The 14866-nt window shown below is 38.3% G+C and carries 17 protein-coding genes and 1 pseudogene; 13 read left to right on the top strand and 5 right to left on the bottom strand.

Going from position 1 to position 14866, the window contains the following annotated elements:
- Positions 1-161: 161 nt before the first annotated feature.
- Together CHI06_RS20825 and CHI06_RS20820 are read right to left on the bottom strand one after the other, a co-directional pair.
- Positions 162-470: a YciI family protein gene (locus CHI06_RS20825; RefSeq protein WP_095250506.1), complete on the bottom strand. Its 309-nt coding sequence runs from the start codon at positions 468-470 to the stop codon at positions 162-164.
- Positions 471-472: 2 nt separating this feature from the next.
- Complete coding sequence (locus CHI06_RS20820) at positions 473-1273, bottom strand: GNAT family N-acetyltransferase (RefSeq protein ID WP_179292723.1); 801 nt, start codon at positions 1271-1273, stop codon at positions 473-475.
- Positions 1274-1330: 57 nt separating this feature from the next.
- Between CHI06_RS20820 and CHI06_RS30730 the strand changes: the two genes are divergently transcribed.
- From CHI06_RS30730 to CHI06_RS20765, 12 genes and pseudogenes are all read left to right on the top strand, one after another.
- The gene (locus CHI06_RS30730; RefSeq protein ID WP_257009400.1) at positions 1331-1591 is read left to right on the top strand and encodes a hypothetical protein; all 261 of its coding nucleotides are present in this window, start codon (positions 1331-1333) and stop codon (positions 1589-1591) included.
- The gene (locus CHI06_RS30725; protein WP_257009398.1) at positions 1557-1907 is read left to right on the top strand and encodes a DUF4230 domain-containing protein; all 351 of its coding nucleotides are present in this window, start codon (positions 1557-1559) and stop codon (positions 1905-1907) included. The genes CHI06_RS30730 and CHI06_RS30725 overlap by 35 nt, the downstream gene beginning before the upstream one ends.
- Before the next feature lie 339 nt (positions 1908-2246).
- Entirely contained in the window at positions 2247-3689 is a 1443-nt protein-coding gene (locus CHI06_RS20810; protein ID WP_095250504.1) for a PstS family phosphate ABC transporter substrate-binding protein, read from the top strand.
- A 21-nt stretch (positions 3690-3710) separates the two neighbouring features.
- A complete protein-coding gene (locus tag CHI06_RS20805; RefSeq protein WP_095250503.1) occupies positions 3711-4703 on the top strand; it encodes a Gfo/Idh/MocA family protein in 993 nt (330 codons plus the stop codon).
- Positions 4704-4931: 228 nt separating this feature from the next.
- Positions 4932-5051, top strand: a pseudogene (locus tag CHI06_RS31160) (ABC transporter permease); the annotation flags it as partial.
- A 73-nt stretch (positions 5052-5124) separates the two neighbouring features.
- On the top strand, positions 5125-6357 hold the full coding sequence (gene mtnK / locus CHI06_RS20795; protein ID WP_095250502.1) for an S-methyl-5-thioribose kinase: 1233 nt from the start codon (positions 5125-5127) through the stop codon (positions 6355-6357).
- Positions 6358-6360: 3 nt separating this feature from the next.
- Positions 6361-7425, top strand: coding sequence for an S-methyl-5-thioribose-1-phosphate isomerase (gene mtnA, locus CHI06_RS20790; RefSeq protein WP_095250501.1), 1065 nt, complete (start codon positions 6361-6363; stop codon positions 7423-7425).
- Between the two features lie 283 nt (positions 7426-7708).
- Positions 7709-8437 carry an amino acid ABC transporter ATP-binding protein gene (locus CHI06_RS20785; RefSeq protein WP_095250500.1) on the top strand — a complete coding sequence of 243 codons (729 nt, stop codon included), beginning with the start codon at positions 7709-7711 and terminating at the stop codon, positions 8435-8437.
- A 17-nt stretch (positions 8438-8454) separates the two neighbouring features.
- Positions 8455-9261 (top strand): transporter substrate-binding domain-containing protein, encoded by an 807-nt coding sequence (locus CHI06_RS20780; protein WP_095250499.1) that lies wholly within the window; start codon positions 8455-8457, stop codon positions 9259-9261.
- A gap of 93 nt (positions 9262-9354) precedes the next feature.
- Positions 9355-9993 carry an amino acid ABC transporter permease gene (locus CHI06_RS20775; RefSeq protein ID WP_045514847.1) on the top strand — a complete coding sequence of 213 codons (639 nt, stop codon included), beginning with the start codon at positions 9355-9357 and terminating at the stop codon, positions 9991-9993.
- A gap of 12 nt (positions 9994-10005) precedes the next feature.
- Positions 10006-10668 (top strand): amino acid ABC transporter permease, encoded by a 663-nt coding sequence (locus CHI06_RS20770; RefSeq protein ID WP_095250498.1) that lies wholly within the window; start codon positions 10006-10008, stop codon positions 10666-10668.
- 206 nt (positions 10669-10874) lie between these two features.
- Positions 10875-11432, top strand: a complete 558-nt coding sequence (locus CHI06_RS20765; protein ID WP_257009396.1) for a class II aldolase/adducin family protein — start codon at positions 10875-10877, stop codon at positions 11430-11432.
- A 206-nt stretch (positions 11433-11638) separates the two neighbouring features.
- Here CHI06_RS20765 and CHI06_RS20760 read toward each other — a convergent pair whose 3' ends face one another.
- Positions 11639-12316, bottom strand: coding sequence for an MBL fold metallo-hydrolase (locus CHI06_RS20760; RefSeq protein WP_095250497.1), 678 nt, complete (start codon positions 12314-12316; stop codon positions 11639-11641).
- 185 nt (positions 12317-12501) lie between these two features.
- On the opposite strand from CHI06_RS20760, the gene CHI06_RS20755 reads away from it, so the two are divergent.
- Positions 12502-13737: an MFS transporter gene (locus CHI06_RS20755; protein ID WP_095250496.1), complete on the top strand. Its 1236-nt coding sequence runs from the start codon at positions 12502-12504 to the stop codon at positions 13735-13737.
- A 380-nt stretch (positions 13738-14117) separates the two neighbouring features.
- Here the strand turns inward: CHI06_RS20755 and CHI06_RS20750 are convergent, their stop codons facing one another.
- Together CHI06_RS20750 and CHI06_RS20745 are read right to left on the bottom strand one after the other, a co-directional pair.
- Positions 14118-14498, bottom strand: coding sequence for a DUF1259 domain-containing protein (locus CHI06_RS20750; RefSeq protein WP_095250495.1), 381 nt, complete (start codon positions 14496-14498; stop codon positions 14118-14120).
- Positions 14499-14672: 174 nt separating this feature from the next.
- Positions 14673-14866, bottom strand: a 194-nt coding sequence (locus tag CHI06_RS20745; RefSeq protein WP_179292722.1) for a tyrosine-type recombinase/integrase, incomplete at its 5' end; no start/stop codon positions are given.

The following is a 14866-nucleotide window of genomic DNA, read 5'->3' as shown; positions in this document are numbered from 1 at the left end:
GAGACCACTGAAAAAGTGGTTACTGTGAACAATGAACACGCATTTTCATCAATATATAATAAATAAAAGAAGGCAGTTATCTACATATAGTAGGTGATTGCCTTCTTGTTTTTCAAAAATGGACTTTTTCAGTAATCTCGAACCGTCCCAGTGGTTTCTCATCACTTCCTAATTAATGCAACTCGATATGGGAACAGAGATGCTTCCATGATTCCTTCTTTTACAGCCGGATCATTTTCCATAATCACTCTTGCTTCTTCCTCAGAGTCAACTTCAAGAATAACAATACCCATTCCAGAAGGATCCATATTCAATGTTCTCCCTGCTAAGATAAGTTTTCCTTCAGCAAGCAAACCTTGGAGAACCTCGAAGTGGTGTTGTACAATTGCTTCTTCCCTTTCTGTCCAATTGGCTTCATCTAATAATGAAGGAATAAGGTTAAGCTTGTATAAAAATTGTAATTTTTCCATGATTAAACCTCCAATTTTTTAAGGATACGATAATGTCCCTTACCAGGCAAGTAGCCTAAACCTCTATTAAGCTTTTGAATGGCTTCATTGCCGGCTTCGGTATCTGTCGTCATCGTATGAGCTCCTTCATTTATAGCTGCTTGAATGGAAAGCAGTTTTAGAGCCTTGGCAATTCCGCTGCCGCGATATTGTCGGTACACCCCTATATAATCAGTATACAGGACCCCTGCCTCTTCCGTACTAAATAGGGTGGACACTCCAACGAAATCATCACCATCAAGAGCGATAAATACCCATTTTTCCTGCGAACAATCTTCTGGAAGTGCCTCCTTACGCCACTCTGGAAAAGCAGGAAGGTTCCCGATTTGCCCTGGATTGTCTTTTGATGTTTCTACATATAAATCATATAATTTCTTTTCTGACACCTCACCAGCTGTATCAGCTAAGGAAACAAAGGTAATACCAGAATCTTGTAATCTATGTACGGGGTCTGCAAATTTGGTTAGGTCTAGTTGGTGCAAGTTTAACCTTAATTCAAAAATATGTGCATCCAGTAAAAAACCATGCTTCTGGGCAAAGGGAAGGGAGCCTGGGATCCAATCCTTTACTTCAGACAGTAATACGGAGGCTTTATGACTGGCTGCCCAATTTTCAAGATGTGATAGAATGAGTTCTCCAACACCCTGTCTTTGATAATCTGGATGAACGCAAAACGTACTGGCAAGTTCACCTGGATCACTCCATGGAGCCCGCCATGAAGAACCATAGCCAATGACCTGACCATTTGCATTTTCCGCTAACACTCTTATTCTCCCGAAACCTGTTAGCAGGCCTTGATCATTTAATGAAAGAGTGGATTTTTGAGGAATATGGCAATCTTCATCCTCAAGAGCTTCAACTGTTGTAGAGTATTTACGGGCAGTACGTTTAGTAAAGAAAGTACAACTTTTGTTGAGCAGGTACAAGAATTAGCTGTTTTAGCAACGGCAGAAGAGCATGTGAAGGTCATACAGGAACAAGAGGATAATAAGTTATTTGGCAAGGATATTTCAGTCGATATCCTAGGCACAAAACGAGAATTATTACTTGTTGTTCCCAGCTACAGTGCTTGCGGGTGTTGATCTCAAAGCAGTGACCTCTGATGATGTGAAAATAGATGAAAAGGAAAAACGAATGGAAATCATCCTTCCTCATGCAGCCTTTATTCAAGATCCAGCCATTCAGATGGATCAAGTGAAAACTTTCTCAGATGAAGGATTATTCCGCACCGAAACAAAGTGGGATGAAGGATTTAACCTTGCGGCAGAAGCACAAGATGAAATCCTAGCAGAATCAAAAGCAATTGGACTACTGCAAACAGCAGAAAAAAATGCAGAAAAGGTTTTGAAAGAATTCTTTGGAAACCTAGGTTATACGGTAAAAATTTCGTTTAAGTAAACTCTGATCAAAAATAAATAACACTAAAAAAAAGAGTACAATTCGAAAATATGAATTGTACTCTTTTTTTGGATCCTGCCAATGGTCACTAAGTGGCCTCATAGGTTACCACTTTCTCATTTTTCCAACCGTTTCGGTCACCAAGAATCCTCTTTTAGTCTGAATCAGCCATCATTCGGCCAATCAACTGCAAAATCAAGCTAGCCTGTACGAGTCAGCAAAGCAGTAAGACTAACATCATGCCATTATGATTCCATTTAAGGAAAGTATTGTAAAAATGTAGAAAAAAGTGTAAAATTACACTAAATAAATATAAATAGTTTAATAGGAGGGGTATTTATGGGTGAAAATAAGCTTCAAATGTTTTTGTATTTTGGTGTAGTTCCACTTGTTATTTCATTCATCACACTATTTATTACAACAGATAATTTTTTGATTACGACGATTCTGCCGCTAATCATTGGCGGGTGGATTGCTGGGTGGATTGCCAGTAGAACACTGATCAAATCTGATGATAAAAGTGGGCTTACTCTAGTGTTCCTCTTTCCGCTTGCTTATACTGCTGTAATTTGGGCGGTATTTATGCTGATTAGCAGCGGGTTTTACGGGGCAGATGCATGGTTAGTTTATGGTATTTTACATATAGCGATGGCGCCAATCTTTTTTATGACGATGCTAATGGGCGAGGGAAGGTTGTTTCTATGGGCACCATTAACCTATGAATTAGCATTTGTATTTGGTGTTTTCGTATCACTCCTCATTAAAAGGGTCCGCCCCACTTTTAACAAGAAGCAAATGGTGACGGTGTTAACCGTATTCATCCTGGCAATCGGTACAGGGGCTGGTGTTCAGTGGCAGCGGAGTAAGACAGTTCTGCCATCCTACGGCTTTGAGTACGGCGGTGGCTATTCTTCTACAGATTTAGCACCCTATGACGTAACAAATTCAGGTAATATTCTGCCTGAATTAAAATCTCCTTCTACTTTTACGATAAAGAATTCAAGTGAAATGCCTATATTAGACGGTGCAGAAGCAGCATATCCTGTCTATTCTGCTTTTGCTAACACAGTCTATGAAAACATCAGTAAAGCGGATAATGTAATGGACGTCGTTAGCTTCACAAATACAATTTACTCCTATGAACGGCTCTTGTCTGGTGAAGTGGACATCTACTTTGGTGCTGAACCATCGAAGGAACAGCGGGAAATGGCTAAAAGGCAGGGAAGGGAACTGGTCATGACGCCGATTGGCAAGGAGGCATTTGTCTTTTTTGTTAATCCGGATAATAAAGTAGATAGTTTAGACGTCTCCGAGATTCAGAGCATTTATTCTGGGAAAATAAAGAATTGGTCTGAACTCGGAGGTAAGAACGAAAGAATAATAGCCTTTCAACGACCGAAAAATTCAGGCAGTCAAACGCTGCTGGAAAAAATTATGGGTGACACGCCAATCATGGAGCCTTTGAAGGAAGATGTTCCAGAAGGGATGGGCGGGATTATTGAACAAGTTGCCGACTACCGAAATTATGATAATTCAATTGGATTCTCCTTTCGTTTTTTTGCAACCGGAATGAGAGACAATTCAAATATTAAACTACTTGCTATCGATGGAATCGAACCATCTCCAGAGAATATTGCCAGCGGAAAATATCCTTTTACTGCAAACCTTTATGCGATATCCTTAAAGAATAACACCAAGACCTCAATAGAACCCTTTTTGGAGTGGATGAAGGGACCTCAGGGTCAAGAAATCATCGAAAAAATAGGTTATATAAAAAACTAAGCCTTGATGGAGGAATTGTAGATGGAAAAGGTAAGATGGGGAATTTTAAGTACCGCAAAAATAGCACAAAAATCATTAATTCCGGCATTTGAACGTGCAAATAATGCAGTGGTCACAGGAATTGCTTCAAGCAGTGGAAAAGCTGAAGAGGCTGCAGCGCAATTTAATATAGCAAAGACATACAGCAGTTATGAAGCAATGCTGCAGGATCCGGATATAGATGCAGTCTATATCCCGTTGCCAAACCATTTACATAAAAAGTGGACTCTAGAAGCGGCCAAACATGGAAAGCATATTCTATGTGAAAAACCAGCGTCCTTAACAGCAGAGGAAACGAAAGAAATGGTTGATTTTTGCCGTGAGAGTAATGTTAAATTTATGGAAGCCTTTATGTACCAATTCCACCCACAGCATGAACGGGTGAGAGAAATCATTAAAAGTGGCGAAATTGGTGAAGTTAAATATATGCGGGCTAGCTTTTCATTTTTCCTTGCCCAGCCAGAAGGCAATGTCAGAATGGATTCGGAGAAAGGTGGAGGGAGTCTCTATGATGTAGGCTGTTATGCGATTCATTCCATTCGGAATATTTTAGGTGCTGAGCCGGTAGAAGTCGATGTTCACGCCAATATCGATTCAGACTATCAAGTAGACACATCTGCCTTTGGTTATATGAAAATGGAAAATGGCGTTCATGCTCATTTTGATTGCAGCTTTGATATGGTGTTTAGAGCAGAGTATGAAGTGATTGGGACTGAGGGGCAAATAAAGGTTCCTAGAGCATTCCGCCCTGATAATCATGGGGGAGAAGGACTTGTTATTGTTCAAATAGGAGAAGAAACAAGAGAAGAAAAAATAGTTGCTGATATCTATCGAGAAGAGGTTGAGCATATCTCGCAGGTAATTCTGGAGAATGGCGAGCCTTCTTATTCAGGTGAAAATGCCATACAAAATATGCGTGTCATCGAGGCATGCTATCAATCTATTCATACAGGAAATATTATTAAATTAGTATAATAAATAAGCAGCACAATCCCTTTGGATGATTAGGGATTGTGCTGTTTTTTTGTTTTCTGCTAGTATTAATTTCCAATATAAACATAGTGTTTTACCACTTTAACAAGAAATAGTATGATAGGGAGAGGCGGAATTTTCAGAGATATCAAATAAAGGGGGAAATGAGCCTGATCACACTAGTTATAGACAAAGGCACCTTCAAAAAAGTGGTTTGAATTATTTGATTTTTTGTACAAATACGGTACTATTATTACAATCTTAGCTTTAAAGGTTATTTTTTCAATTATTAGTCCAGCTTTTATGGATGGAGCAAATATCGTTAACATTCTAAGGTCTATTTCAAATGTCAAATGCTAATGGCCTTCGCACCCATGTTTATCATTAACTTATTATAAAAAGAAATAATTTGGAGGGGTTCGTAATGAAGGATTTCACAGTTGAATATTTCACCATGACGGAAGGTGACGCGATTGATTATGCAAAAGCAATCAAACTTTTTCCAGAAGAAGCGGAATTGACTTGTAACGAAATTGGCGATGGTAACTTAAACTATGTTTTTAAAATAGAAGATGTAAAAAACAATCAGTCTATTATTATTAAGCAGGCCGGTCCTATTGCACGTATCTCCGACGAATTCAAACTTTCACCTGACCGAAACCGGATTGAGAGTGAAATACTGGGACTACAATACAAACTAGCACCTGGTTTTGTACCAAAGGTTTATAATTATGATCCTATTATGAACTGCACAGTAATGGACGATTTATCAGATCACGAGATTATGAGGACGGCTCTATTAAAACATAAGAAATTCCCGCTATTTGCTGACCATCTTTCTACTTTTCTAGTAAATACCTTATTATTAACATCTGATGTAGTGGTAGAGCATAAAGAAAAGAAAGAATTAGTTAAGCAATTCATCAACCCAGAGCTTTGTGAAATAACGGAAGATTTGGTTTATACAGAGCCTTTTTATGATTGCCCTCGTAATGAGGTGTTTGAGGGTTCGAAGGATTTTGTTAAAGAAAATATCTGGAATGATAAAAAGTTAGTACTAGAAAGTGCGAAATTAAAATTTGAGTTTATGACAAATGCTCAGTCGTTGCTACATGGTGATCTTCACACGGGATCTATTTTTATAAAAGAAGATTCTACCAAAGTAATTGATCCTGAATTCGCTTTTTATGGACCGGCTGGCTATGATATTGGAAATGTGATTGCCAATCTCATTTTTGCCTATGCAAATGGCAAATTTACGATTGAAGATGAAGAAACAAGAGACGAGTATTTAAATTATCTTGTCACAACCATTAAAGATGTTGTAAATTTATTTACAGTTAAATTCAACAAAGCTTGGGACGAAAATGCAACAGAACGAGTGGCAGGCTATGAAGGATTTAAGGAATATTATTTAGATACTATTTTAAGAGATACTGCAGCTGTGGCGGGACTCGAACTTCTACGAAGAGTTATTGGACTTGCAAAGGTGAAGGATTTAACTTCGATTGAGGACACTGAAGCTAGAGTGCTAGCAGAAACAATTTGCTTAACCGTTGGAAAAACATTTATTCTTAATCGAGAGTCGATTAAAACAGGTGCAGATTTTATCAGTGTGATTCAATCTGCTGAACTTACATCTGTGAAAGGGGCATAAGAAGTGCAAAATCCAGTAACTGTCATACAATCTGTACGACTAGATGATGAGAATGATACATTAGTATTATTAGATCAAACCGTATTACCGAATGAAACGAATTTCCTAGAATTAAAGGAAATGGAAGATATATGGGATGCGATTTATCAATTAAAGGTCCGTGGAGCACCCGCAATCGGGATTGCTGCAGCATATGGTGCCTATTTAGGAACAAAGAGATCAACAGCAGAAACGGTTGAAGCTCTTTTTGCAGACTTTAAAAAAGTGAAGGATTATTTAGCTACTTCACGACCAACGGCTGTAAACCTGTTTTGGGCATTAAATCGTATGGAAGACCGATTTAAGCAAGAAGCCGGGAAGAGTGTGGCAGAAGTAAAGGCTGCGCTGAAAGAGGAATCTGAAAACATTCGTGCAGAGGATGAAAAAATCTGTGAAGCGATTGGAGAACATGCACTTTCCTTGCTGGAGCCAGGCTGGGGATTACTCACTCATTGTAATGCTGGAACCATCGCAACGGCCAAATACGGAACGGCATTAGCTCCGATTTATTTAGGACAGGAAAAAGGCTATGACTTCAAAGTTTATGCAGATGAAACAAGACCATTGCTTCAAGGAGCACGCCTGACAGCGTGGGAGCTGCAGCAGGCTGGTGTAGATGTCACGCTAATTTGTGATAACATGGCTTCCATCGTTATGAAAGAAGGCAAAATTCAGGCTGTGCTAGTCGGCTGTGACCGCGTTGCGGCAAATGGTGATTCAGCAAATAAAATTGGAACCTCTGGTGTGGCGATTCTCGCAAAGCACTACAACATTCCTTTTTATGTTTGTGCACCGCTATCTACAGTTGATTTAGAATGTAAAACAGGGGATGATATTCACATCGAATTGCGTCCTGCTGAGGAAATTACAAGTAAGTGGTATGAAAAGTCCATGGCACCGGATGGTGTTCAAACCTATAATCCTGCTTTTGATGTAACCGATCATTCATTAATCACAGGAATCGTTACGGAAAATGGAATTGCCTATGCACCATATACGGAAAGCCTTCCAAAAATGTTTAAAAAATAAAATGCTAAAGCTGAGATAAACGGATAAATTTGAAGTGCTTTTCCAAAATTTAAAAACCGATTTGACATAGTATTTGGTATTTTAAAAATGCAAAACCTCGCCGCAATGGCGAGGTTTCTTTTTGATTCCGCTATAAAAGATAGTATTAAAAGACTATAAAAAAACAGGTAATTTGTCATGATTTGACAGTTTTGACAAAACATGACTATAATTTACTTAATTCTGAAAATTATTAATAGTATAAACTCGGTATTTGATAGGTTTTGTAATCAGGAGGTCAAGCATGATTGTATTTAATCAGGTAAATAAGTTTTATGGAGATTTTCAAGTCTTAAAAGATATTAATCTCACAATCAATCAAGGTGAAGTAGTTGTCGTAATAGGTCCATCCGGTTCAGGGAAAAGTACTCTGCTGCGCTGTATCAATCACCTGGAAACAATCTCTGACGGAACACTTACAGTAAATGGGATATCTGTAGGGGATAAAAAAACAGATATCAATAAGCTAAGGCGCAATATTGGAATGGTTTTTCAGCACTTTTATTTATATCCCCACAAAACCGTGCTTGAAAATATCACTCTTGCTCCTATGAAAGCATTGGGCCAATCCGAAAAAGAAGCTAAGGAAACAGCCCGACATTATCTTGCAAAAGTAGGGATATTAGATAAGGCCGAATCTTATCCTTCTCAGCTTTCCGGAGGCCAGCAGCAGCGTGTTGCAATTGCCCGAGGCCTTGCAATGAAACCAGAAATCATGCTTTTCGATGAACCCACATCGGCACTTGATCCCGAAATGATCGGGGAAGTTCTAGATGTTATGAAAACTCTAGCCAGGGAAGGCATGACAATGGTCGTAGTAACCCACGAAATGGGCTTTGCCAGGGAGGTTGCCGACCGAATTGTATTTATGGATGCAGGAAGAATTTTAGAAGAAGCAGTTCCGGCTGAATTTTATGAGAATCCGCGTGAAGAACGGGCTCGCTTATTTCTTAGCCGTATATTAAATCATTAATCAAGGGGGAAAATGGAATGTTCAAAACAAAAAAATACGTAAAAATGGCATTAGTAACATTACTAGCTGCGTTATTTCTTGCCGGTTGCGGCGGGAACAAGACATCTAATGAAAGCAGCAAGGATGTACTAGCCCAAATCAAGGAAGACAAAAAAATTGTATTTGGCGTAAAACATGACACGCGTTTGTTTGGATTGAAAAATCCATCAACAGGTGAAGTGGAAGGGTTCGATATCGATCTTTCCAAAGCGCTTGCAGAAGAAGTTTTTGGCAAGGATGTTAAGCCTGAGTTCGTTGAGGTTACTTCGAAAACGAGGGTAGGTCTCTTAAATAATGGTAAGGTGGATGCGGTCGTCGCTACGATGACGATCACGGAAGAACGCAAAAAGGAAGTTGATTTTACTGATGTTTATTTTGATGCCGGGCAATCATTGCTTGTGAAAAAAGGCAGTAAGATTCAAAGTATTGATGACTTGAAAAAAGACACGAAGGTACTTGCTGTAAAAGGCTCGACATCTTCAATTAATATTCGTGAGAAAGCTCCTGAAACAACAGTACTTGAATTCGAAAACTATGCTGAAGCCTTTACAGCACTAAAGGCAGGTAAGGGTGATGCCCTGACTACAGATGATTCGATCCTTTATGGTATGGCAGAAGAAGATCCATCATTTGAATTGGTTGGGGGAACGTTTACCGAAGAGCCATACGGGATAGCAGTTAAAAAAGGTAATACAGAGCTTGTTGATGAGTTAAATAAAGCATTAAAAAGCCTGAAGGATTCAGGAAAGTACGATGAGATTAAGGATAAATGGATTAAAAATTAATTATTAATACCACAGGTTTCTCATCAGGATGGGCTGTAATCCGTATGCAATCTTTTCGGATATGCTCATCCTGATTATTTAGGAGGAGATCGTTTGCTGGATTTCTCGATACTAACGACTAATATGGATTCATTTTTAGAAGGATTAAAAATTACCATAATTGCCAGTTTAATAGCTTTATTAGGCAGTTTTATTTTGGGAACACTTCTTGCTGTTATGCGAATTGCCCCATTTAAACCTCTTAACTGGCTGGGGACGGCATATGTAGAATTTATTCGTAATATACCCGTTCTGGTTATCGTGTTTTTCGCTTATTTGGCAGGTAACTTTGGCGGGATGACTGCAGGAACAATCGGGTTAACTATCTATACAGCTGCTTTCATCGCTGAAGCCATCCGTGCCGGAATTATGTCTGTACCAAGAGGGCAAATGGAAGCTGCCCGCTCGACAGGATTAACTTACGGCCAGGCAATGAGAATGGTTATACTCCCTCAGGCTATAAAGATCGTTATCCCCCCTCTTGGTAACCAATTTATCAATTTAGTTAAGAATTCATCCTTGCTAGCAGTCGTTGCAGGAGGGGATTTAATGTATCAGGGGGATTTAATATCTGCAAAAACGTACGTAACCTTTGATACCTATGTTTTCGTGGCCTTATTTTATTTAATTTTAACTATACCTTTAAGTCTTGGCGTAGGATATTTAGAAAAACGCTTGGCGAGAAGTAATTAAGGAGGTGCGCAGATGGATTTTCTAGCACCGTTCATTGAAGTATATACACCTGAACATTTTAAATTTTTGCTGGAAGGATTTTGGGTAACCCTAAAGGTAGCTGCAATTTCAATCGTACTCAGTTTCATTATTGGCGGTCTTATTGGAACTCTCAGATATGCGAGAATTCCCGTTGTTTCTCAATTACTAGCCGTGATTGTCGAGACGATTCGTAACCTGCCTTTGCTGCTCATTATTTTCTTCACCTATTTTGCATTGCCTGAAATTGGGGTTGAAATGGAAATAACCACTGCGGCCATCGCAGCGTTGACGGTTTTTGAATCAGCGATGCTGTCAGAAATCATCCGAAGCGGCTTAAACTCGATAGAAAAAGGACAGATTGAGGCAGGACGTGCGTCTGGTCTGAACTACATCCAGACATTACGCTATATCATCATGCCACAAGCACTGAGAAGAATGGTTCCACCTATTGTCAGTCAATTTATTTCTCTGCTTAAAGATACATCTTTAGCCGTCGTCATCGCGTTGCCGGATTTATTGCACAACGGACAAATTATTTACGCACAAAAGGGATCGTATGTGATACCTGTTTTTGTAATAGTGGCGTTGATGTACTTTATCGTTAATTATACTTTGTCACTAGTTGCGCGAAGGTTAGAGTTAAAACAAGCTTAAGAAATCCGGCTCATTAAATTGGGCCGGATTTTTTTACTTTTAAAAGGTTGCTTCATTTCTTTCTTTTTTGTATTTATTAAGTTCATAGTTTATTATAAAAAACAGAAAAGGTTACTAACAAATTGACTGCACTACCCTTAAAATAAGAATATTGTTAATGGATGATTAAATAGAAAAATCTCTGCTGAAAAAGGAGTTCAATACTTATGCAGGATAATAAACAATACTATTCCAATCAGGAAGCAAAGGAAATGATCTGTGAAATCGGAAGAAGGGTGTATAACAGAAATTATGTAGCAGCGAATTATGGAAATATCTCAGTGAAAGTGAGTCCTAATGAAATTTGGACAACGCCTACCGGAGTAAGTAAAGGTTATATGACGCCTGACATGATGGTGAAAATGGACCTATCTGGTAAAGTCCTTTTGGGGAATTTGAAACCTTCATCTGAGGTGAAGATGCACCTAAGAGTCTACAATGAAAACCCGGAAGTAAATGCCGTTGTTCATGCCCATCCTCCGGTTGCTACATCATTTGCAATAGCTGGGATTCCTCTTGATAAACCAGTTTTACCAGAGGCAATTGTGTTGTTAGGGAATGTACCAGTAGCGCCTTATGCTTTACCTGGAACACAAGAAGTACCCGAATCTATAGCTCCATATTGTAATACACATAATGCTGTTCTTTTGGCTAATCATGGAGCACTTACGTGGGGAAGGGATTTGATGGAGGCTTATTTTCGAATGGAATCTCTCGAACATTAAGCTACGATCCTTATGTACTCCAATAATATATTGAAAAAGGCGAATGAATTAAATCAATCCCAAATTACTGATTTAATACAAGTTCGAGAATCGATGGGAATAAAAGCAGGTGGAGTCCCTATAAGTGAAACTGATGAGGATCGCTGAAGTTCAACAAAGCGGCATAAAACACAAACTATACAGTTTGAGTCTTATGCTGCTTTTAATTAGTTTTTTACTTCTATTTCCTTTAATTTGTTGCCCACATTAAGTAATTCAGATACAAATGACTGAATATCCCCAACAAGTATACCGCCGTGCCCAGTACACATAACATCAACATCAAAAGCATTCATCGCCTTTAGTCCTTTTAGAAAATCATTTAGCGCGTCTTTAGCAACCCCACCATTGCGTAAAAACTCCAGCCATTCATGCCTAAGGTCATTGCCAACTGAGACTAATCCATCTTTTGAAAGTGGATCACCAAAAAAGCACAGGAAATCACCTGTGAAAAGGACTTTTGATGGCTGATGATAGAATGCTAGCGAGCCAGGAGTGTGATGGCCAACCCAAAAGTATTCAAAGTTTTGAATCACTCCGCTATCTAACAAATCGAAATCGAACTCATCTGGTTCTGGATACTCAATCAGGCTGCGTTCTTGATGATGAATATACTTCTTCGCATTATTAAAAATAGCCGCTCCTTGGACATGGTCTTCATGACCATGTGTGGCTAATAGTAGTGTAACGTCTTCTGGTGTTTTACCTATTTGTTTTAGAGCATGAACTAAATAGGAAGAATGCTCTTCTTTACTGGAATCTATTAAAGTAATGCCGTCTTCTTGTACAATAAAATAGCAGTTAATTATAGGAATTCCAATTAGAATCCCAAATAGCCAGAACATATATATTTTCTTTTACAGCTTCAAATAAATACTCCAATTTTCCTACCCCCACGATAACAACGTCTTTACACTATTAAGTATATAAAATTTGGAAAAGTTCGACAAATCTATGTGCAAATAAATCGCAAATTAGGAAAAGAAATGAGCGGCCTTTCGCTTTATGATTATGGTGAGGGGGAAAGAAGATGAACTTATTAAAGAAAAAGGATCCGTATCAGGTTTATATTTATACCTGTTTCGTATCACAATTGTTTTTTACCTTTATATTTACCGTAAACTTATTATATCAGGTAGAAATGGTTCAACTTGATCCACTGCAATTAGTTTTAGTGGGAACGGTTTTGGAGGCGACTGTTTTCATTTTTGAAATTCCTACAGGAATCCTGTCCGATTTAAAAAGCAGAAAGCTATCTGTCATTATCGGCTTTTTCTTAATTGGAATAGGTTTTATTATTGAAGGTATGTTTCCAATCTTTACAGCTGTGATTTTATCCCAAATCATATGGGGGATTGGATATACTTTTACAAGTGGTTCTCATCAAGCATGGATTGCAGATGAAATTGGAGAAGAACGGGCTTCTTCAGCTTTTGTCAAAGGTGCTAAGGCGGGTAATCTCGGAAAAGTCCTTGCCATTCCATTAAGTATGTTAGCAGGGTATTATGTACTCAATTTGCCCATCATTTTAGGCGGCATTGGGTTGGTAGGACTATCCATCCTTTTAGCTTTCTTTATGAAAGAAGATAATTTTAAACCAGTTGAAAAGATTGAGAGAGTTTCGGTCTGGAAGAATATCAAGGAAAATATGAGTCAAATTCTTTATTATTCGAGAGTAAATTATCTAATGAGAATACTTTTTCTGATTGCCTTGTTTTTTGGCTTTTATAGTGAGGGCTTTGACCGCCTGTGGATTCCCCACTTTATAGAGAAATCAGGGCTATCGCATTTATCTGATAGTCAGTTTGTTTTGTTGATGGGAGGGGTTCAATTCATTGTCGTGCTTTTGACATTTGCAGCGCTCCATTTTATTGATAATAGTTCTATCCACCAGAATCTTAATCATATTTACGTGGCCCTTTTTATAGGGAGCATTCTAATTATCGGTTCATTAATTGGTTTTGCTTTCACCATATTCGCTGTTGGTTTGTTAGCCTTTTATATCATCATCCAAATTTCAAGAAGCATTATGTACCCATTGGAGACGGTTTGGCTGAATAAAATCATCCCGGATTCATCCGCACGGGCTACCTTTTTTTCAGTCAAAGGCCAGGTAGATGCGATTGGACAAATTGGCGGCGGGCCTGTAATTGGCGTAATTGCTTCGAAATTTACGATTAAAATAGCCATTTTGGTTAGTGCTATCATTTTAATACCGGTCCTATTCTTATATAACCGTATTATGAGAAAAATAGAGGGTGAATAGTCATAACGGGTTCCGTTACCTATCGCAAACATTAAAAATGTAAAGTAAAAATGAGTGCCAAATTATTTATGAAATTGGGCACTCACTTTTTATTGATGTAAAGCGATTTGTGTGGAAATTCACTAAAATTTGTATAGGAAAATGCATACCAAATTATAGAGGTACACTGGCTGTGTACCTCTACAATTTAACCCACATTTTAATATACAAATCGTCTTACAAAAAATGATTAAAATGGATGATAAGTCTAAATATAATTGGATGAAATAAAGTTTGTGAAAAAATGTACTTAAGCTAACGAAGCAGTTAAGGTGAAGTAGGAATTGAGTAGAAATAAAGCATTTGTGATATCTACTAAAACATCACAAATAGCTCATTTTTTAGAAAAGTCCTGCTTCTTCTGCAGCTTCAATACTATTCCTAGCAAACTCAAACGGACTCATTCCAACATTCTCCCAATGCATATACATTAACCGCGGTTCTTCAAACAGCCAATGGTTATGAAATGCTGTTACGATAATACCTCTGCTTCGTAAAGCATCGAGCATTGGATTAACTTCTTTTTGAAGGAGTACAGTTTCACCTAGGTTAAGACCATTTTTTTCAAAAGATAACATAAATGGGAGTGCTAGTGGAGAAAGAGTGCGACGACCTAAAATAGTTGCTCGAATATCATCTCGAAGGCGCATAACTACACAAACAGGAGTCGATTGAATAACTTCACCACCGATAATATCTGCAAGTCTTTGACAAGTTGACATATTTAAACCTTCTTTCGTTTAATATGTTATACCTTATGCCGAATTAAAACAGCTTGTATAGGTTTTTTCATTAACAAGCCATAAAAAAAGTAATAAAAGGGATGGTGCTTGTTTAACTAACGGGTTGCAATAGTGAAAAGGGCAGCGTAAACCAGTGCCTTTCTCACTACATTTTTAAAAATACTTTCTATAAAATTCTCTTCTAATGCTTCCACTTAACTGAGCATAAATGCTAGTGGTCTCGCTTTTTTCGTGCCCTAGTAGACTTTGAATAACATCAATTGGAGCTCCGTTGTTTAAAAGGTGGGTAGCATAGCTATGGCGTAGTTGATGTGGATGGATTACTTTGTTGATCCCTGCCCGACTGG

This window comes from Bacillus sp. 7884-1 (assembly GCF_002272245.1).
Classification (GTDB): Bacteria; Bacillota; Bacilli; order Bacillales; family Cytobacillaceae; genus Neobacillus.
Note: the sequence above shows the minus strand (reverse complement) of the source record. Positions and strands in the feature narration are given on the sequence as shown.

What these genes read in the sequence shown, in the direction of transcription:
- CHI06_RS20805 (WP_095250503.1), top strand. Translation starts at nt 3,711, where the DNA reads ATGGAAAAGGTAAGATGGGGAATTTTAAGTACCGCAAAAATAGCACAA.
- mtnK (WP_095250502.1), top strand. Translation starts at nt 5,125, where the DNA reads ATGAAGGATTTCACAGTTGAATATTTCACCATGACGGAAGGTGACGCG.
- CHI06_RS20750 (WP_095250495.1), bottom strand. Translation starts at nt 14,498, where the DNA reads ATGTCAACTTGTCAAAGACTTGCAGATATTATCGGTGGTGAAGTTATT.
- CHI06_RS20810 (WP_095250504.1), top strand. Translation starts at nt 2,247, where the DNA reads ATGGGTGAAAATAAGCTTCAAATGTTTTTGTATTTTGGTGTAGTTCCA.
- CHI06_RS20760 (WP_095250497.1), bottom strand. Translation starts at nt 12,316, where the DNA reads ATGTTCTGGCTATTTGGGATTCTAATTGGAATTCCTATAATTAACTGC.
- CHI06_RS20780 (WP_095250499.1), top strand. Translation starts at nt 8,455, where the DNA reads ATGTTCAAAACAAAAAAATACGTAAAAATGGCATTAGTAACATTACTA.
- CHI06_RS20785 (WP_095250500.1), top strand. Translation starts at nt 7,709, where the DNA reads ATGATTGTATTTAATCAGGTAAATAAGTTTTATGGAGATTTTCAAGTC.
- CHI06_RS20770 (WP_095250498.1), top strand. Translation starts at nt 10,006, where the DNA reads ATGGATTTTCTAGCACCGTTCATTGAAGTATATACACCTGAACATTTT.
- CHI06_RS20755 (WP_095250496.1), top strand. Translation starts at nt 12,502, where the DNA reads ATGAACTTATTAAAGAAAAAGGATCCGTATCAGGTTTATATTTATACC.
- CHI06_RS20765 (WP_257009396.1), top strand. Translation starts at nt 10,875, where the DNA reads ATGCAGGATAATAAACAATACTATTCCAATCAGGAAGCAAAGGAAATG.
- CHI06_RS20825 (WP_095250506.1), bottom strand. Translation starts at nt 470, where the DNA reads ATGGAAAAATTACAATTTTTATACAAGCTTAACCTTATTCCTTCATTA.